At 73.1% G+C, this 18,598-nt stretch carries 14 protein-coding genes; 3 read left to right on the top strand and 11 right to left on the bottom strand.

Annotated elements, in window-relative coordinates:
- Positions 1–81 precede the first annotated feature (81 nt).
- The 6 genes from ACWDBB_RS29445 to ACWDBB_RS29420 form a co-directional block, all read right to left on the bottom strand.
- On the bottom strand, positions 82–702 hold the full coding sequence (locus ACWDBB_RS29445) for a TetR/AcrR family transcriptional regulator (RefSeq protein WP_392871252.1): 621 nt from the start codon (positions 700–702) through the stop codon (positions 82–84).
- Between the two features lie 113 nt (positions 703–815).
- A complete protein-coding gene (locus tag ACWDBB_RS29440; protein WP_449792491.1) occupies positions 816–2,414 on the bottom strand; it encodes an AMP-binding protein in 1,599 nt (532 codons plus the stop codon).
- 284 nt (positions 2,415–2,698) lie between these two features.
- Positions 2,699–3,871, bottom strand: a complete 1,173-nt coding sequence (locus tag ACWDBB_RS29435; RefSeq protein WP_449792490.1) for an acyl-CoA dehydrogenase family protein — start codon at positions 3,869–3,871, stop codon at positions 2,699–2,701.
- A 13-nt stretch (positions 3,872–3,884) separates the two neighbouring features.
- Positions 3,885–5,891, bottom strand: coding sequence for an acetyl/propionyl/methylcrotonyl-CoA carboxylase subunit alpha (locus tag ACWDBB_RS29430; protein ID WP_449792489.1), 2,007 nt, complete (start codon positions 5,889–5,891; stop codon positions 3,885–3,887).
- Between the two features lie 15 nt (positions 5,892–5,906).
- On the bottom strand, positions 5,907–7,505 hold the full coding sequence (locus tag ACWDBB_RS29425) for an acyl-CoA carboxylase subunit beta (RefSeq protein WP_449792488.1): 1,599 nt from the start codon (positions 7,503–7,505) through the stop codon (positions 5,907–5,909).
- Complete coding sequence (locus ACWDBB_RS29420; RefSeq protein WP_449792487.1) at positions 7,502–9,229, bottom strand: acyclic terpene utilization AtuA family protein; 1,728 nt, start codon at positions 9,227–9,229, stop codon at positions 7,502–7,504. Before ACWDBB_RS29420 ends, ACWDBB_RS29425 begins: the two co-directional genes overlap by 4 nt.
- 249 nt (positions 9,230–9,478) lie before the next feature.
- Between ACWDBB_RS29420 and ACWDBB_RS29415 the strand changes: the two genes are divergently transcribed.
- A complete protein-coding gene (locus ACWDBB_RS29415) occupies positions 9,479–9,613 on the top strand; it encodes a class I SAM-dependent methyltransferase (RefSeq protein WP_449792486.1) in 135 nt (44 codons plus the stop codon).
- A 276-nt stretch (positions 9,614–9,889) separates the two neighbouring features.
- Here ACWDBB_RS29415 and ACWDBB_RS29410 read toward each other — a convergent pair whose 3' ends face one another.
- The 5 genes from ACWDBB_RS29410 to ACWDBB_RS29390 form a co-directional block, all read right to left on the bottom strand.
- Positions 9,890–12,895, bottom strand: a complete 3,006-nt coding sequence (locus ACWDBB_RS29410; RefSeq protein ID WP_449792485.1) for a TIR-like protein FxsC — start codon at positions 12,893–12,895, stop codon at positions 9,890–9,892.
- Entirely contained in the window at positions 12,882–13,910 is a 1,029-nt protein-coding gene (locus ACWDBB_RS29405; RefSeq protein ID WP_449792484.1) for an AAA family ATPase, read from the bottom strand. The genes ACWDBB_RS29410 and ACWDBB_RS29405 overlap by 14 nt, the downstream gene beginning before the upstream one ends.
- Entirely contained in the window at positions 13,907–15,673 is a 1,767-nt protein-coding gene (locus ACWDBB_RS29400; protein WP_449792483.1) for a VMAP-C domain-containing protein, read from the bottom strand. The genes ACWDBB_RS29405 and ACWDBB_RS29400 overlap by 4 nt, the downstream gene beginning before the upstream one ends.
- Positions 15,674–15,679: 6 nt before the next feature.
- Entirely contained in the window at positions 15,680–16,060 is a 381-nt protein-coding gene (locus ACWDBB_RS29395) for a CU044_2847 family protein (RefSeq protein WP_449792482.1), read from the bottom strand.
- A gap of 123 nt (positions 16,061–16,183) precedes the next feature.
- Positions 16,184–16,447, bottom strand: coding sequence for a response regulator transcription factor (locus ACWDBB_RS29390; protein WP_449792481.1), 264 nt, complete (start codon positions 16,445–16,447; stop codon positions 16,184–16,186).
- A 283-nt stretch (positions 16,448–16,730) separates the two neighbouring features.
- Between ACWDBB_RS29390 and ACWDBB_RS29385 the strand changes: the two genes are divergently transcribed.
- Together ACWDBB_RS29385 and ACWDBB_RS29380 are read left to right on the top strand one after the other, a co-directional pair.
- Entirely contained in the window at positions 16,731–17,963 is a 1,233-nt protein-coding gene (locus ACWDBB_RS29385; protein WP_449792480.1) for a C40 family peptidase, read from the top strand.
- 216 nt (positions 17,964–18,179) lie between these two features.
- Entirely contained in the window at positions 18,180–18,593 is a 414-nt protein-coding gene (locus ACWDBB_RS29380; RefSeq protein WP_449792479.1) for a VOC family protein, read from the top strand.
- Positions 18,594–18,598: the final 5 nt, after the last annotated feature.

Below are 18,598 nucleotides of genomic sequence, written 5' to 3'. Positions count from 1 at the left end.
GGTTCTTCTCCAGACTGCACGGACATCGGCCGCCCGGCGACCCCTTGGTCAGGGCCTCCGGCCGCTCCGGGTGTACGGGCGTCATGGGCGTACCGGCCGCAGCGTACTCTCCAGAACGCCCGCCCACTGCCGGATCACTCCGGAACGTCGGTGGCTGTCGTCGGTGAGCAGGTTGGCGAGGCCCAGTCCGCGGGCGAGGTCCAGCGTGGCCTGCACCGATTCGCGGACGCCGGGGCGGCTCTCGTCGGCGTCCAGGAACTCCACGGCGGCCCGGTGGGCCTCGCGGCCGACGTGTCCCTCCAGGGCGATGATCCGCTCACGCAGCGACTCCTCGGTGGCGGCGGCGGTCCACAGGTGCAGGGCGGCGCGGAACTGCGGGCCGGTGTAGAGGCGCACGATCATGTCGACGACGGCGCGGGTGCGGTCCGGTCCGGCGGCCGGCAGCTCGTCCGCGTGGGCGCGGACGGCGGCCAGCCGCTCGGCGGTGACGTGCTCGACGGCCGCGGTGACGAGGTCCTCGCGGGTCGGGAAGTGGTGCTGGGCCGCGCCCCGGGAGACCCCGGCCCGCTCGGCGACGACGGCGACGGTGGAGCCGTGCCAGCCGAGCTCGGCCAGGCAGTCCACGGCCGCCGCCAGCAGCCGGGCCCTGGTCGCTCGGCTGCGGTCCTGCTGCGGGGTGCGGGCGGCGGGGTGGCTGGTCATGACGGCGGGCGGTTCCTGTTCCGGTCGGGGCGCGGCGGCTCCCGGTCGGGGCGCGGCAGGAAGATCCTCACAGACGGGTGCGGGTCCGCGGCCGCCGGGGCGCCTGGGGCCGGTCAGCGGACGGCGGCGCGGGCGGCCTCGCGGGCGCGCAGTTCGCGCCGGAGGATCTTGCCGGCCGCGGACTTGGGGACGGTGTCCACGAACTCCACGACGCGGACCTTCTTGTACGGGGCGACCTGCCCGGCGACGTACCCGGTGACCTCGTCCTCGGTGAGGGTGCTGCCGGGGGCGCGGACCACGAAGGCCTTGGGGCACTCGGTGCCCTCGGCGTCCCGGACGCCGATCACGGCGGCGTCGGTGATCTGCGGGTGGCCGAGCAGGACGGCCTCCAGCTCGGCGGGGGCGACCTGGTAGCCCTTGTACTTGATCAGTTCCTTGACCCGGTCGACGATGTGCAGGTAGCCGCGTCCGTCCACGAAGCCGACGTCGCCGGTGTGCAGCCAGCCCTCGGCGTCGACCACGGCGGCGGTCTCGGAGGGGCGGCCGAGGTAGCCCTTCATCACCTGTGGGCCGCGGATCAGCAGCTCGCCGCGCTCGTCGGGTCCGAGGTCGCCGTCGGAGCCGTCCAGGGCGGCGATCCGCAGCTCGGTGGAGGGGAGCATCCGGCCCACGGAGCCGGGCGAGGGGTCGCCCTCGCGCGGGGAGACGACGTGGCTGACCGGGGAGAGTTCGGTCATGCCGTAGCCCTGGAGCAGGTGCGGCAGGCCCAGGCGCCGGGCGCAGGCGTCGGCGAGTTCGCGGTCGAGCGGGGCGGCGGCGCACAGCAGGTACTCGACCGAGGAGAGGTCGTACTGGTCGACGATCGGGTGCCGGGCGAGCGCGATGGCGATCGGCGGGGCCACCACCAGCGCCTGCACCCGCTGCTCCTGGACGGTGCGGCAGAACTGCTCCAGCTCGAAGCGGGGCAGCACGACGACGGTGGCGCCGCAGCGCAGCGGCTGGTTGAGCAGCGCGGCCTGGCCGTAAATGTGGAAGAACGGCAGGACGGCGAGCACCCGTTCGCCCTCGGCGGGGCGGTAGAGGGCGTCGCACTGGGCGAGGTTGGTGGCGATCGAGCGGTGGGTGAGCATGACGCCCTTGGGCAGGCCGGTGGTGCCGCTGGAGTACGGCAGCACGGCGATGTCCTCGGCCGGGTCGACGGCGACCTCGGGGACGGGGGCGGTGGTGGTCACCAGGTCGGTGAGCGAGCGGTGGCCCTCGGCGCCGTCCAGGACGAAGATCTCGGCCAGCGGGCGGCCCTGCTCGGCGAGGAGTTCGGCGGCCGCACGGGCGGTCGGCAGGAAGGCGGAGACGGTGACCAGCCAGCGGGCGCCGCTGTCGCTCAGCTGGCCGGCCAGGTCGGTGGGCGTGGCGAAGGAGGAGACCGTGGTGATGGTGGCGCCGGCCCTGCTCGCGCCGTAGTAGGCGATCGGGTAGGCGGTCGAGTTGGGGCTGAAGAGGGCGACGACGTCACCGCTGCGGACGCCTGTGTCGGCCAGGCCGGCGGCCATCCGCTCGACGGTGACGGCGAGTTGGGCGTACGTGACGATGTCGCCGGTGACGCCGTCGATCAGGGCCGGGCGGTCGCCGTGCCTCGCCGCGGCGCCGAGCACCGCTTCGTGGATCGGCAGGTCGACCACCGGAACGTCGGGGAACTCGCTGCGGAACACCAAGGTGAGCCTCCAGTAAGGAAGTTGACGTAGCAACAAAACCGGCGAACAGTTCCGTGCGGGGCACGTTCAGGAGCATACGGACAGTCGGGGGCCTGGCTCGGCCATTGTGGGGAACCCGTGCGGGACCTCGTGTGGCGCGGGTTGCTCCCGGGGGGCGCCCGACGCGGCGGTGCGCACCGTACCCGCGCGCCCCTGGGCCTCCCCCCGACCGCGGACCGTCGCACCGGCCACCGGGACCGGGACCGGTGCGAGGGTGTCCGCACGTCCGTTCGCGACGTCGAGACTCAGTACGACTTGGGCAACCCGAGGGTGTGCTGGGCCACGTAGTTGAGCACCATCTCCCGGCTGACCGGGGCGACCCTGCCGACCCTGGTGGCGGCCAGCAGCGCGCCCAGCCCGTACTCCTGCGTCAGGCCGTTGCCGCCGAGGGTCTGCACGGCCTGGTCGACGGTCCGGGCGGCGGCCTCGCCGGCGGCGTACTTGGCCATGTTGGCGGCCTCCCCGGCGGCGAGGTCCTCGCCGGCGTCGTAGAGCAGTCCGGCCTTCTGGGTCATCAGCCGGGCCAGCTCGATCTCCACCGCGCACTGGGCCAGCGGGTGGGCCAGGCCCTGGTGGGCGCCGATCGGGGTGGACCAGACGGTGCGGGTCTTCGCGTACTCGACCGCCTTGCCGAGGGCCTGGCGGGCGAGGCCGAGCGAGAACGCGGCGGTGAGGACGCGCTCGGGGTTGAGGCCGGCGAACAGTTGGAGCAGGCCCGCGTTCTCGTCGCCGACCAGGGCGTCGGCGGGCAGTCGCACGTCGTCCAGGAAGACCTGGAACTGCTTCTCCGGGGCGACGAGCTCCATCGGGATCGCCCGGTACTCGAAGCCGGGGGTCTCGCGCGGGACGACGAACAGGCAGGGCTTCAGCTTGCCCGTCCGCGCGTCCTCGGTGCGGGCCACGAACAGCACCGCGTCGCAGTGGTCGATGCCGGAGACGAAGACCTTGCGGCCGGTCAGCACCCAGTCCTCGCCGTCCCGGCGGGCGACGGTGGAGATCCGGTGCGCGTTGGAGCCGGCGTCGGGTTCGGTGATGCCGAACGCCATCCGGCGGCTGCCGTCGGACAGGCCGGGCAGCCAGCGGCGCTTCTGCTCCTCGGTGCCGTAGCGGGCGATCACGGTGCCGCAGATCGCCGGGGAGACGATGAGCAGCAGCAGCGGGCAGCCCGCGGTGCCGAGCTCCTCCAGGACGATGGCGAGGTCGGTGATGCCGCCGCCCCCGCCGCCGTACTCGGCGGGCAGGTTGACGCCGAGGTAGCCGGCCTTGCCGGCCTCCGCCCACAGTTCGTCGGCGGGCTCGCCGGCCCGGGCCTTGGCGAGGTAGTAGGCGGAGCCGTAGCGGCGGCCGAGGTCGCCGACGGCCCGGCGCAGGGCCTGGCGTTCGGGGGTCTCCAGGAGCTGACTGCCGATGGTGGACATGCGGGGTCCTTCCTCAGGCTTCGGTGGGCTGGACGACGGCCAGCAGGGTGCCGGTTTCGACCTGGCGGCCGGGGGCGGCGCGCAGTTCGACGAGGGTGCCGTCGGTCGGGGCGGCGATGCGGTGCTCCATCTTCATCGCCTCCAGCACCAGCAGCGGCTGGCCGGCGGTGACGGTGTCCCCGACGGCGGCGACGACCCGGGCGACGGTGCCGGGCATCGGGGCGAGCAGGGCGCCGGGATCGGGGCGGACGGTGGGGTCGGGGAAGCGCGGCAGGGCGGTGAGCGCGGCGGAGCCGGCCGGGGTGTCGACGTGCACCCGGTCGCCGTACCGGGTGACGTGGTAGGTGCGGCGGAGCCCGTCCTCGGACAGCACGACCCGGTCCGGCGCGGCCTCGACCAGCTCGACGCCCGGGTGGTCCTCGGCCAGCAGGCCGGCCCGGGTGAGCCGGTAGCGGACGGCCGACTCGGTGCCGTCCTCGGCCCGGTAGCGCTTGAGCTGCGGCTGGGAGGGCAGGTTGCGCCAGCCGGAGGGCAGGGCGCCGCGGCGGCCGGCCGCGTCGGCGAGGGCGGCGGCCAGGGCGGCGCGGTCGGCGCCCTTGGTGTCCGGGGCGGTGAGCTCGGCGGAGTGCTCGGTCAGGAAGCCGGTGTGCAGGTCCGCGGCCAGGAACGCCGGGTGGCGCAGGGCGCGGACCAGCAGTTCCCGGTTGGTGGCCGGGCCGTGGAGGCGGGCGCGGGCGAGCGCGTCGGCGAGCCGGCGGGCGGCGGCGGCGCGGGTGGGCGCCCAGGCGATCACCTTGGCGAGCATCGCGTCGTAGTGCGGGGTGATCTCGCTGCCGGCGGCCACGCCGGAGTCCAGCCGCAGTCCGGTGCCCGCTCCGGCTCCGGCTCCGGCTTCTGCTCCGGCTCCGACACCGGCTCCGGCTCCGACACTGGCACTGGCACTGGCACCGGTACTGGTGAACTCCTGGTACGGGAGCGTCAGTTCGAGCCGGTGCAGGGTGCCGGTGGCGGGCTGCCAGTCCCTGGCCGGGTCCTCGGCGTAGAGCCGGGCCTCGATCGCGTGCCCGCGGGAGGCCGGGGGCTCGGGCGGCAGCGCGGCGCCCTCGGCGACGGCGAGCTGCAGCGCCACCAGGTCCAGTCCGGTGACGGCCTCGGTGACCGGGTGTTCGACCTGGAGCCGGGTGTTCATCTCCAGGAAGAAGAACCGGCCGTCCTCGGCGAGCAGGAACTCGGCGGTGCCGGCGCCGGTGTAGTCGATCGCCCGGGCCGCGCTGCGGGCCGCCGCGTGCAGGTCGGCGCGGACCTCGGCCGGCAGGCCGGGGGCCGGGGCCTCCTCGATCACCTTCTGGTGGCGCCGCTGGAGCGAGCAGTCACGGTCGCCCACCGCCCAGACGGTTCCGTGGGCGTCGGCCAGCAACTGGACCTCGACGTGGCGTCCGGCGGGCAGGTAGCGCTCACAGAAGACCTCGTCCGAGCCGAAGACCCTGGCCGCCTCGGCCCTGGCGGCCGCCAGCGCGCCGGGGAGTTCGGCCAGGCTCCGCACCACGCGCATGCCGCGCCCGCCGCCGCCCGCCGCGGCCTTGACCAGCAGCGGCAGGTCGGCCTCGGTGGGCTCGGTGAGCGCGCCCAGCACCGGCACCCCGGCCTCGGCCATCAGCCGCTTGGCGGCGGTCTTGGAGCCCATCGCGGCGATCGCGGCCGGCGGCGGGCCGACCCAGACCAGGCCGGCGTCGAGCACCGCCCGGGCGAACTCGGCGCTCTCGGAGAGGAATCCGTACCCGGGGTGGACGGCGTCGGCCCCGGCGGCGAGCGCGGCCCCGACGATCAGGTCGGCGCGCAGGTAGGTGTCGGCGGGCGCGGCGCCGGGCAGCCGGACGGCGGCGTCGGCCTCCCGCACGTGCGGGGCCCCGGCGTCCGGGTCGGAGTGGACGGCGGTGGTCGCGATGCCGAGCTCCCGGCAGGTGCGGAAGACCCGGCGGGCGATCTCACCCCGGTTGGCGACCAGCAGGTTGGTGATCATTGTCTCGGGGGTCCTTTACAGGCGGAAGACGCCGTAGCCGTTCGCGCCCTCGACCGGCGCGTTGTGGATCGCGGACAGGCACAGGCCGAGCACCGTACGGGTGTCTCGCGGGTCGATCACGCCGTCGTCGTAGAGCCGGCCGGAGAGGAACACCGGCAGCGACTCGGCCTCGATCTGCTGCTCGACCATCGCCCGGATCGCCGCGTCCGCGTCCTCGTCGTACGGCTGCCCCTTCGCCGCGGCGGACTGCCGGGCGACGATCGACAGCACTCCGGCGAGCTGCTGCGGGCCCATCACCGCGGACTTGGCGCTCGGCCAGGCGAACAGGAAGCGCGGCTCGAAGGCGCGGCCGCACATGCCGTAGTGGCCGGCCCCGTAGGAGGCGCCCATCAGCACGGACAGGTGCGGGACCTTGGAGTTGGCGACGGCGTTGATCATCATCGCGCCGTGCTTGATGATGCCGCCCTGCTCGTAGTCCTTGCCGACCATGTAGCCGGTGGTGTTGTGCAGGAACAGCAGCGGGGTGTTCCGCTGGTTGGCCAGCTGGATGAACTGGGCGGCCTTCTGGGACTCCTGGCTGAACAGCACGCCCTGGGCGTTGGCCAGGACGCCGACCGGGTAGCCGTGGAGGCGGGCCCAGCCGGTGGCGAGGCTGCCGCCGTAGAGCGGCTTGAACTCGTCGAAGTCGGAGCCGTCGACGATCCGGGCGATCACCTCGCGCGGGTCGAAGGGCACCTTGAGGTCGCCCGGGACGATGCCGAGCAGCTCCTCCTCGGCGTACTTCGGCGGCTCGGCGGACGGATCCGGGGCGGGGCCGGGCTTGCGGTGGTCCAACCGGGCGACGATCCGGCGGGCGATCCGCAGGGCGTCCGCCTCGTCCACCGCGAAGTGGTCGGCCAGGCCGGAGACCCGGGCGTGCATCTCGGCACCGCCGAGCGACTCGTCGTCGGCCTCCTCGCCGGTGGCCATCTTCACCAGCGGCGGGCCGCCGAGGAACACCTTGGCGCGCTCCTTGACCAGCACGGTGTGGTCGGACATGCCGGGCACGTAGGCGCCGCCGGCCGTCGAGTTGCCGAACACCACGGCCACGGTGGGGATCCCGGCGGCGGACAGCCGGGTGAGGTCGCGGAAGAGGGCACCGCCGGGGATGAAGATCTCCTTCTGGCTGGGCAGGTCGGCGCCGCCGGACTCGACCAGGTTGACCAGCGGGAGGCGGTTGTTCAGCGCGATCTCGTTGGCCCGCAGGGCCTTGCGCAGGGTCCACGGGTTGCTGGCGCCGCCGCGCACCGTCGGATCGTTGGCCGTGACCACGCACTCGACGCCCTCGATCACGCCGATGCCGGTGACCAGCGCCGCGCCCACCGGGTGGTCACTCCCCCAGGCGGCCAGCGGGGACAGCTCCAGGAAGGGCGAGTCCGGGTCGAGCAGCAGCTCGATCCGCTCACGGGCCAGCAGCTTGCCTCGCTTGCGGTGGCGTTCCACGTACTTGGGGCCGCCGCCGGCCAGCGCCTTGGCGTGCTCGGCGTCGAGCTCGGCGAGCCGGCCGAGCATCGTGGCGCGGTGCTCGGCGTACTCGGGCCCGGCCGGGTCGACGCGGGTGGTCAGGACGGTCACAGCGGGGCCTCCGGGCTGTCCAGGAGCGTGGTCGGGATGTCGAGGTGACGGGAGCGCAGCCACTCCCCCAGGGCCTTGGCCTGCGGATCGAAGCGGTGCCGGGCGGCGACGCCCTCGCCGAGCAGTCCCGTGAGGGTGAAGTTGACCGCGCGCAGGTTCGGCAGCACGTGCCGGGTGACGGTCGACTCCGCCGTCTCGGGGAGGAGTTCGCGCAGCTTCTCGACGGTGAGGGCGTGCGCCAGCCAGCGCCAGCCGTCCGCGGAACGGGCCCAGACGCCGAGGTTGGCGTCCCCGCCCTTGTCGCCGCTGCGGGCGCCGGCCACCAGGCCGAGCGGGGCCCGCCGGGTCGGGCCGACCGGCAGCGGCTCGGGCAGCTCGCCCTCCACCGGGCGGGCCTGCCCGGTGACGGGCGGCGGCGGTACGGCGATCCGGCGGCCGTCCGGCAGGACGGCGGTGTGCTCGACGGCCTTGGCGTCGACGTACGCGGCGCTGAACACCCCGTACGGCGAACCCGGCCCCGGCGGGGCGGTGAGGTGGAAGCCCGGATAGCCGGACAGCCCCAACTCCACGGCCGCCTTGCCGAGTTCACGCCCCACCTTGGCCTGGTCCGGGTCCCGGGCGGCCAGCCGGAGCAGCGCGGAGGCGGCCTCCTCGGTCGGGGCGTCCGGGTGGTCGGTGCGGGCCAGGGTCCAGCGCAGTTCGGCGGGGCGGGCACCGGCCGGCAGGGCGTCGTCGAACTGCCGCCGGACGAGTGCGGCCTTGGCCTCGATGTCCAGGCCGGTGAGGACGAACACCACCTCGTTGAGGTGGCCTCCGAGCCGGTTGAGGCCCACCTTCAGGGTCGGCGGCGGGGCCTCGCCGCGCACGCCGTCGATCCGGACCCGGTCCGGGCCCTGCCCGGTGAGCCGCACGGTGTCCAGCCGGGCCGTGACGTCGGGGCCGAGGTAGTGCGGTCCGCCGGTCTCGTACAGGAGTTGGGCGGTGACGGTGCCGGTGGTGACGGCGCCGCCGGTGCCCGGATGCTTGGTGATCACGCTGGAGCCGTCGGCGTGCAGCTCGGCGATCGGGAAGCCGGGGCGGGTGACGTCGTGCTCGTGGAAGAAGGCGTAGTTGCCGCCGGTCGCCTGGGCGCCGCACTCCAGGACGTGCCCGGCCACCACGGCGCCCGCCAGGGCGTCCAGGTCCTGCGGGGTCCAGCCGAAGTGGGCGATCCCGGGGCCGACGACCAGCGCCGCGTCCGTCACCCGGCCGGTCACCACCACGTCGGCACCGCCGGCCAGACAGGCCGCGACGCCGAACCCGCCGAGGTAGGCGTTGGCGGCCAACAGGCCTTCGGGCAGGCCCAGTTCGGCGCGGCGCGGAAGCAGGTCGTCGCCCTCGACATGGGCGACGGCCGCCTCGACGCCGAGCCGCCGGGCCAGCGCGCGCAACTCCTCGGCCAGCCGGGCCGGGTTGAGGCCGCCCGCGTTGACCACGATCCTCACGCCGCGATCCCGGGCCAGGCCGAGGCACTCCTCCATCTGGCGCAGGAAGGTCCTGGCGTAGCCGAGCGACGGGTCCTTCAAGCGGTCCCGGGCGAGGATGAGCATGGTCAGCTCGGCCAGGTAGTCCCCGGTGAGCACGTCCAGCGGCCCGCCGGTGAGCATCTCCCGCACCGCCGCGAAGCGGTCCCCGTAGAACCCGGAGGCGTTGCCGATCCGCAGTACCGTGCCGTCGCGCGCCAATGCGCCTCCCCTGCCGGTGAGTTGGGCGCACCCTCGGGCGGGCGGCGCCGACCAGCAGCGTGGCACCGCCCCGAGAAAAAAGCAATCATGCTTGCTTGTTTTTCCGACATCAGTTCGCCCCGCTCGACGGGCGCGCTGGGACCGTCAGCGATAGATGGCGATGGTGAGCGATAGTTGGCGGCTACCCGGTCTCGTTACGTTCAGTGATTGAAACTGACGGTGCCGTGCCGCGCGTCGAGCGCACCGCCCATGCCCGCCGACCTGCTGGACCCGCAGTGGCCCGAGCGGCTGGTCGCGGCCGGGTTCGACCCCGCGCGGCGCTCGGTCTGGCTGGCCGAGGGCCTGTTGGTCTACCTCACCCCGAGGAGGCGGCCGGACTGCTGACGGCAGTGACCGGGCTGGCCGCCGCGGGCAGTCGGCTGCTGGAGCAGGGCCGCGACGTGAGCCTCACCGCGTACGACCCGGCGCTCGCCGAGATGGTCGCGCTCTGGCGCGGCGGACTCGGCCCGGGCACCGACGAATGGCTCGACGGGAACGGCTGGGCGTCGGAGGTCACCACCCTCGTCCGGCTCGGTGAGGTCCACAGACGCCCGTTCCCGAACCCCTCCGCCACGACGGCCTTCATCGAGGCGGAACGGTTTGACTCGACCGGGGGACTTCTCAGTCCTGGTCGGCATTGTGATCGAAGACTGGCTCCGGCTGGGTTTCGGCGGGAGGGGGCAGCGGGTGGGCCGGGGGGCGCGGAGGCGGACCGGGGATGGCCAGTCCGGGTGTCGTCCGGCTGGTGTCCGGGCCGCCGCGGTCGAGACCGAAGACGTCTTGCCCATCGTCCTGCCAGTCCAATCTTTCATCCATGAGCTTGTTCTGAGCGATCGTCACCATGATGGCGAGGTCGCGGTCGAAGCTCTCCTGGTTCACATTGGTCCGGAACATGTGTTCTGCGTCGGTTCGGCGTGGCCAGTTGCGGCGAAAGACGCCGTGAACGCCTGCCCAGAGCGCGTCGTGCTCGGGCCCGTCGGCTGGGTCGTCGCTGCAGGTTGGGACGATGACGCCGGTGACAGGGTGGTTGTGCTCGTCGAAGGCGCGCAGCGCGGATTGGTAGCGGGCGTGCCCGACCACCCACGGGTCCACCAGCAGGATGCTGACCTGGCTGTCCTCGCGGGCCTGGTCGAGCTTCTCGTTGAGGTTGTCGTCGATCTCCTCCAGTGTGGTGGTGTGCCCGGCCGCGGTGATCACCTGTTGGGCGCGGGCGGCCAGGGAGGGCTGGGTGGGTGGATGGTAGGGGGCCCAGTGCCAGGGCTTGGTGCCGTACCATCCGCCGCGTCCGGAAGATGCCTCCGAAGCACGCCCGGCCGCGATGAACAGCCGCACCCTGCCCTCGGAGGGATGGGCGGACACGAGTGCTGCCGATGCAGGGAAGTAGCCCCGCACGGCGCCGAGGTCGAACTCGGGCAGCTCGCCGAGCCGGCGCGCGGCCGCGTCCCGGACCCGCTTCGCGACCACCCGGACGACCTGCTCGTACGCCCCGGACTGCGCGGTGCGCATCAGGGCCCGCAGGCCATGCCGGGCGTAGGCCTCGCCCATGTCGGGCTGGGCCCACTGGACCTTGGTCACCTCACCCGGCAGGTCGCCCGGCGAGATGGGCTCCCAGAGCACCGGAATCAGCGCCGGAACCTGTTCCCCGGTGTCCTCGTGGTGGCGCCGTACCCGGCCGCGGAAGGCGGTCCACTCCTTGCCGCAGTAGAGGCTGGCGAAGTAGGCCGGGGAGTAGAGCGCGATCATGGTCCGGCTGCGGCCCAGCACTCTCGCCAGTGTCTCGTCCCAGTCGTCGGTCAAGCGCAGCTGCTCGGTGTCACGGTAGGCCAGGTCCTCCACGTTCCCGCCGGCTCCGACCAGCCAGCCTAGTTCGTTCCGCAGATCGTTGAAGAACTGGTCGACGAAGGCGTCTTCGGCCTCGAAGTCCCGACGCGCGTAGCTGAAGAAGAAGTACGGGCGAAGTGCCTCCCCGAAGGCGCGGTCTCGTTCAGGGGAGATGGGCCTGCCACGCAGGGGGGAGCTCCTGCTCCTGTTCGGCGGGGGTATCGCGGTGGACGGCTGCGACGACGTGTCCGGGCTCGGGTGTCCGCCGCGCAACAGGGCGAGAGCGGCCGGGCTGACCAGGGCGAACGCGGGACCGTCCGGGGCTGGTCGAGAGCCGGAGCCGGAGCCCGGGCTCAAGGCGGGGAACGTCTCCCGGGCCGAAGCGGTGTGCTCCTCGATGTACCCGCCCACGCGGTGCAGCAGTTCGACGGTCTGCCAGGCCGCCGACCGTGTCAGTGTCCGCAGCAGGACATCCCGCACCCCCGACCGGAAAGCGTAGTGGCCGCCGGCTCCGGGCAACGCGGTGAGCATCCCGCTGAGGACGATCTCGGCGAGCTGCTGCGGGTGAGGGCGCGGCTCGACGACGGCCTGGACCAGCCGCATGACCGGCAGGCTCGGGACGCCGACCGCCAGATGCCCCGCGAGCCGGAAAGCCTCCGGCGAGGCCACCGCCCGGAACCGTAGGACGAGGTCCTGCGCGGACAGGCCGTCGCGGTCCTCGCTCGCAGACGCCGCTGTGCCAGTCGGCGGGAGGCGGGCGGCCGCACCGGGCACCCGGCCGGTGCGGCCGGCCACCAGCTCTGCCCAGTGCGCCAGCCAGCCGGTGGTGAGTTCCAGGACCGGAATCGGCGTTCCCTGCCCCCCTCCGTCGTCCCGGTAGGGCGTGAACGCCAGGCTCGCGCTGGGGGCGGCCTCTCCGGGTGTGGAGAACAGTCCGGCAGAGGCGGGCAGGGCCGTCCGTCGCCACATCCGTTCGGGCAGTGGCTGGACGACGGCCGTGGCCATGGTGGCGGCCCGGTCGCGCAACGCCCGTTGCCAGGGACCGGCCGTGCCCGCGGGAGCCCACCACTGCGGCCCGGCGCAGTCACTGACGACCAGCAGGGCGGTCCGGTCCGGGCGGGCGGTGGGGATCCGTAGGCGCGGGACGGTTCCGGCGAGTGACACGCGCAAGAGTCGGACTGTCCGAAAGAAGCCGCTCTGGGCGGCGAGGTGACGCAGTTCCCGCGCCAGTGGCCGCCATACGGTCATGGTCGGGCCGTCGTCGAAGGCGATCACCAGGTCGAGCCAGGGTTCGGTGGTGCGGCGCAGCACCGGGAGCCAGAACCTCGGCTCGGCGTCGTGCGCTGCGATCCGGTGCGCGGTGCGGATCTCGTCGAGCTCCCAGCCGCGGGCGGTCGGCACCCGGCGAGCCAGTGGTCTCAGGGCACGTTGGAGGGGGAGGGGGCGGCTGAGCAGGGGCGGGGCCGGCGTGCGGAGCGACAGATGTGGAGCGGCTTCGGTGGCGGACCCTGGGCCTGTGGCCGCCGGCCCGGGAGTGTGCAGTGGCGAGTGGCCGCGGCCGTCGCCGGGGGCCGGAGGACGGTCGGTCTCGCCGTCCGCGCGTTGCCCGGGCGCCGGTTCGGGAGGCCGCCGGCCGGCGCCGAGCGAGCTGTGCTCTGCCAGCCAGAGCAGTTCGGCCAGTTCGGTCGGAGTGGGGTGGTGCCCCGACGCCCGGGTGAGGAGCGCCGCCAACCTCGCCAGTCCGCCCGGGCCGCGGGGACCGGGTTGTTCGCTCGGCTCGTCCGCTCCGGCCTCAGAGGAAGTCATCGCCGACGCTCTCCGGTTCGATGTAGGCCATCAGGTGCTCGGCGAGTTCGTCGCGTGAGTCGGCGTCCAGCCCGCAGGCGCCGGTGAGGTAGATGGCGTTGAGGAGCTGGTCGGTAGCCAGTTCCCCGGCCTCGGCGCGGATGAGGAAACGGTCGACCAGCCGGCGGGCGTTGTCGTCGAGTGCGCCGAGGTGGGCGCGGACGATTTCCTCCAATTCCTGCGGCCCCGGTCGGGCAAACCTGAGGGTGATGCAGCGCCGCAGGAAAGCCGGCGGGAACTCCCGCTCTCCGTTGCTGGTCAGTACGACGAAGGGAAAGGCACGGCAGCGGACTTGGCCGCGATTGATGGACACCCTCTGGTCGGTGCCGTCGATCATCACCTCGGCCTCGGGCGTGCCGCGCGCGGCACGCACCAGCTCGGGGATCTCGTACTGGCCGCCCTCCAGGACGTTCAGCAGGTCGTTGGGCAAGTTGAGGTCGCACTTGTCGATCTCGTCGATCAGCAGCACCCGTGGTTGTTCGTACGGTAGGAGCGCGGTGCCGAGCGGGCCCAGCCGCAGGTGGTCCTCGATCGCCTCGCCCGCAGCGCGATCTCGCGGCCCCCCACCAACCGGCCCGCCGTCGGCCGCCCGGCTGGCCGCGTAGAGCCGTGACAGCGGGTCGTAGCTGTACAGTCCGTCCTCCAGGGTGGTGCGGCTGGTGATGTTCCAGCGCAGCACCGGGCCGAGCGACAGCTCGCGCGCGACGGCGTACGGCAGGCTGGACTTGCCGCTGCCGGGCGGGCCGGTGACCAGCAGCGGGCGGCGCAGGTACAGAGCGGCGTTGACCAGCTGGACGGCCTCCCCGGTGGGCCGATAGGTACGCGCCCGGTGACGCTGCTCGGGGGAGGACTCCTCCATTCGTGGCGGCTCGAGGACCGGCCCGCCGTTGAAGGCGCGCCAGGGCGGCGGGGCGGGCAGGTGGCGGATGGCGTCATGCGGTTCCGAGACGCCGGTGAAGACGGGCCAGGGGGTCATACGGGTCCTCTCCAGTGTTCCTGGTCCACTGGCGAGTGCCGGGAGCCTCCGGGCTCGGGAAACCAGCGGGGATCCTCCCACAGCAGGGTCAGCCCCCTGGCCCAGTGGGCCGTTTCGCCGTCGTGGACGAAGGCGGTGCGGCGCAGCGCGTGCACGTGCTCGGGCAACTCGGCCGGAGCCACAGTGGCCAGTTGCTCGACGAGCAGGTCGAGGAAACGTCGCCCGGTGCAGCTGTCGGCCGCGTCGGGCGCGTGCGTGCCGCCGCACCCGGTGCGCGACCAGACCACGATGGGAACGGCGGCGTTCAGGCTGGCGGCGAGTAGCCGCTTTGCGTCGGCCAGTTTGGGTGGGCGGCCGAACCCCACCGGATCGTGGGTCGAACCGAGCCGGACGGCCAGGCGCTCCGCGGTGTGGGTGGTTCCGCAGTCGATCCGCTGGACGACGGAGGTCTTGAGCCGGTCCAGGCTCTCCCACTTCTGGTGCAGTTTGAACTGCAGCGCGCCGCTGCGCCGTCGGTCTATGTCCATCAGGACGACGGGGGAGAAGCAGCCCAGGGGCGTGGTGTCGTCCTTGGCCCGGTGCCATTCGTCGAGCGGCTGGTTGAGCCATTCACGCGGGACGGCGAAGGCGATAAGGGCGCTGCCCCGGGGGTCGAGTTCGTGGAACGCGGCGTCGATGTGCTCCAGTACGAAGGAGCGGATCCGGGCCTTCGGCAGCGTCCGGGTGCCGACCACGTGGCGGTGCCCGGCGCGGAACGCGGAGACCTCGACCACGAAGGAACCGGGCCCCGAGCCGCTGCGGTCGACCTCGACCAGTATCGGGGACCACCGAGGTCGGGGCGGGGGGTCGGGTGGTACCGCGTCGGACTGTCGCCGGTAGCGGTGCAGCCAGTGGCGCAGCGCGCGCTGCGCCACGATGTCCTCGGTCCGCGCGGCGAGCGCCTCGACCAGGGAGGTGACCGGGCACTCACCGGGCGCGGCCACGACCTCGGACAGCAGGTACCAGGCGAGGTCCCAGTAGGATTCGAACTTTCGGGCGGGATGCGCCGGTCCGAGCGGGCCGACCGCGTCGGCGTACAGGGTGTCGAGCTCTCCCGGCCGGGCCGGTTTGCCCAGGCCGACCAGGGCGGTGCGCAGCAGGCGTTTGGCGTCCGAGGTGAAGTCGCGGGTGGGGACGAGGTCGGCGGCGGGCCGCCAGTGACGGGCGATGACGTGGGCGGGAATCATTCGACCGCTCCGGACGTCGGAGGACCTGGCGGCAGCGGAGATCATGCCGACGACCCGCCCGGTGCCCTGGACGACGGCCGCGGCGCCGCTGAATCCGCGGGCCAGTGGCTGACCGTTCGGTGTCCAGGCCTCCAGCTGGATCCACTCGCCCGCGATCAGCTGGTCGGCCGTCACGCGGAACTCGGCGAGCGTTCCGCTCTCGTAGCCGCGCGGGAAGCCGTAGCCGATCAGCTTCGGTGCTGGGTGGGCGTAGGCCTCGTCGAGCGCGGCGAACCGGGCCGGTTCGACCGGGACCACGGTGTCCAGAATCAGGACCGCGACATCGCCCGGGTCCTCGAGCTTCCCGCTCCAGCCGCCGCGTTCCACCACGGTGGCGCCGATCGGCTCGAGGTCCGGCCGTCCGACGAACACCACCTGCGCCCGGCGGTCGCGGCCGACCACATGGGCGCAGGTCAGTACCTCGCGCTCGCCGACGAGGAACCCTGACCCGGTCTCGCCGCCGCAAGTGATCCTCACCTGCCAGGCTGCGGTGGGCACCTCGGGTCAGCTGTTCTCGTCACCGGTCCCGTGGTCGTCCGGTTCCGAACGCTGCTCGACCTGCCGGTGCCGCTCAGGTTGCCAGGAGAGCCTCACCACCAGGTGTCCCTCCAGGCTGCTCTTGGCGATCACCGCACCGGCCTCGGTGGTGAGCTTGACCCCGAACTCGATCTCGACCGAGTCGGGCTTCAGCCGCCCGTCACGGAAGACGCTCAGAGCTGACTCGGCCGCACTGTGGATGCCCTGCAACGCGTGCTCGAAGGTGTGGCCCGCCTGGACGACGGCGCCGTCCCCGCGGGCGACCAGTTCGAGACCGGGCCCCTCGTCGTCGACCTCGATGACCACGTTCGCGCCGCCGTCGGTCCGAAATTCGACCAGCGAATCCACCGGATCCCCCCTGTTCAGACCTGAACCCCGCACGTATGTCGGACAGTATGCCCTTTCCAGGTGCCTACGGGCAGCCGATTGAAATCATGAATGCGTTTTCGTGTCCGTGGACTTGACGGGCAATCACACTCGCTCGGCCGGCCGCGGCGGCCAGGTGTTCGGGGCCAGGACGCCGGTGGCGTAGGCCCGGGCGACCAGGGCGGTGCGGTTGGGGACGCGCCAGCGGCGGGAGAGCCGCGCCAGGTGGTAGTTGACCCCGCCCGGGGTGATGCCGATCTCCCGGGCGATCTGCGCGGTGGTGTCGCCCCGGGCCGCCGCGGCCAGGATCCGGGCTTCGACCGGGCTGGTCCCGGCCTTGGGGCCCGGGGGCGGGGCGCGCCCGTGCACTCCGCCGTCCGCAGTGGCAGCAGCAGGCTCGGGGTCTGAAGACCGCCAACTATCGGTTCCAGTCACAGCGCCGACGGCGAACCGGCGGACAGCCGGACTCCGGACCGGCGACCCCTGGCCGGGCGGGAGGCCCCACAGCCCCCGACAGCCCTCCCGGCAACTTGCCGCACAGTTGCCGCCGGCGGGGCCCGCGAGCCGTAAACCGGCAGGTCGGACGGCCACACGGGGTGTGTGGGCCACAACCATTGACCCGGAGTCAGCGATTCCGGAAGGATGCGCCACCATGACTACGCGCGTAAACCTTCTGTCAAGACGGCTGATCGCCCCGCTCCGGCTGGCGGCCCTGCTGTCGCTGCTGGTGTCGGTCGGGGTGTTCTTCGCCGGCGCCGGCGAGGCCCAGGCGGCGCCCTCCTGCGCGGTGCTCTCCACCGGCGCGGCCTCGCAGGCCGACGCCGCCGTCCGCTCCGCCTGCGGCCTGATAGGCACCCCGTACTCGTGGGGTGGCGGCCACGGCTCCCAGCCCGGCCCGACGTACGGCCTCTGCGACTCGGCCAACGGCGCGCCCAACGACTGCAACGTGCGCGGCCTGGACTGCTCCGGCATGGTCCGCTACGCGTACTACCTGGCCGTCGGCACGGACGTCATCAACGGCACCACGCGGACCCAGTGGCCGACCTCGCGGGCCGTCGCCCGCTACTACAAGTCGGACGGGACCGCACCGCTGCTCCCCGGCGACCTGGTGTACTTCGGCAACACCGCCTCCACCATCCACCACGTCGCGATGTACCTCGGACAGGGCTGGATCGTCGAGGCCCCGTACTCCGGCGGCTACGTCCGGGTGGTGGCGCTCTCCTCGCACAGCGACTACTACGGCGCCATCCGCCTGTACGGCCCCGGCAACTCCACCCCGACCACCCCGCCCACCACGCCGCCCCCGTCGAACAGCGGCCAGTACTGGGTGGACACCAACGCCAACGCGCCGGTGTACGGCTCCCCGACCTCCACCACCAGCACGGGCACCCTCTACCAGGGCACCAACTACGTCTACTGCAAGGCCTGGGGCCGCGAGGTCTCCAACGGCAGCGCCTACAACCACTGGTGGCTGAAGACCGACCCGGACGTGGGCCCCGGCGGCCAGTGGGTGTCCGCGTACTACCTCTCCCGGTGGGGCAACGACGTCGCCAAGGACAACAACGGCACCACCATCCCCACCTGCGCCGGTGGCGGCGCCCCGCCCGCCACCGGGAAGTACTGGGTGGACACCTTCACCAGCGCGAGCGTCTACGCCTCGTCGACCTCCACCAACGCCACCGGGACGCTGAACCAGGGGACGAACTACGTCTACTGCAAGGCCTGGGGCCGCGAGGTGTCGAACGGCAGCAGCTACAACCACTGGTGGCTGAAGACGGACTCGGACGGCGGCCCGGCCGGCCAGTGGGTCTCCGCGTACTACCTGTCGCGCTGGGGCAACGACACGGCCAAGGACAACAACGGCACGACCATCCCCGACTGCTAGCAGCGGGCCGACCGTGCCGGCCGCGGCCACCGACGAGGTGGTGCGGCCGGCACGGTCGCGTTTCCCGGGGCGCCCGCGCGTGACCGGTCGGCGCCAGCGCGTGACCGATCAGGGCCCGCCCCGCCGCTCAGGACCCGCCCAGACCGGCCAGGACCCGCCGCGACCGATCAGGATTCGAGAAGCGCCCGACCGGGGTGCGCGCCTAGCGTTGCCGTCATGAGCGACATCACCATTCACTGGACCTTCCTCCCGCACACCGACCCCGAGGCCTCCCTCGCCTTCTACCGCGACCTGCTCGGCTTCGAGGTGCGCAGCGACATCGGCGGCGGCCCGATGCGCTGGATCACCCTCGGCCCCGCCGGCCAGCCCGACGTCTCCCTGGTACTGGAGCCGGCGTCCGCCGACCCGGGCCGCACCGAGGAGGAGCAGCGGACCGTCACCGAGATGATGGCCAAGGGCACCTTCGCCCGGATCGTCCTGGGCACCCGCGACCTGGACGGCGTCTACGACCGGCTGAAGTCCGGCGGCGCCGAGCTGGTCCAGGAGCCGACCCGGCAGCCGTACGGCGTCCGCGACTGCGCGTTCCGCGACCCGGCGGGCAACATGGTCCGCCTCAACGAGCTGGGCTGACCCCC

This window comes from Kitasatospora sp. NPDC001095, from assembly GCF_053598615.1.
This window is presented reverse-complemented; position numbering and strand designations above follow the sequence as displayed.

Coding starts and splice junctions, on each gene's coding strand:
- ACWDBB_RS29435 (WP_449792490.1), bottom strand. CDS start 3,871: ATGTCCACCATCGGCAGTCAGCTCCTGGAGACCCCCGAACGCCAGGCC.
- ACWDBB_RS29410 (WP_449792485.1), bottom strand. CDS start 12,895: ATGACTTCCTCTGAGGCCGGAGCGGACGAGCCGAGCGAACAACCCGGT.
- ACWDBB_RS29415 (WP_449792486.1), top strand. CDS start 9,479: ATGCCCGCCGACCTGCTGGACCCGCAGTGGCCCGAGCGGCTGGTCGCG.
- ACWDBB_RS29445 (WP_392871252.1), bottom strand. CDS start 702: ATGACCAGCCACCCCGCCGCCCGCACCCCGCAGCAGGACCGCAGCCGA.
- ACWDBB_RS29405 (WP_449792484.1), bottom strand. CDS start 13,910: ATGACCCCCTGGCCCGTCTTCACCGGCGTCTCGGAACCGCATGACGCC.
- ACWDBB_RS29385 (WP_449792480.1), top strand. CDS start 16,731: ATGACTACGCGCGTAAACCTTCTGTCAAGACGGCTGATCGCCCCGCTC.
- ACWDBB_RS29380 (WP_449792479.1), top strand. CDS start 18,180: ATGAGCGACATCACCATTCACTGGACCTTCCTCCCGCACACCGACCCC.
- ACWDBB_RS29430 (WP_449792489.1), bottom strand. CDS start 5,891: ATGATCACCAACCTGCTGGTCGCCAACCGGGGTGAGATCGCCCGCCGG.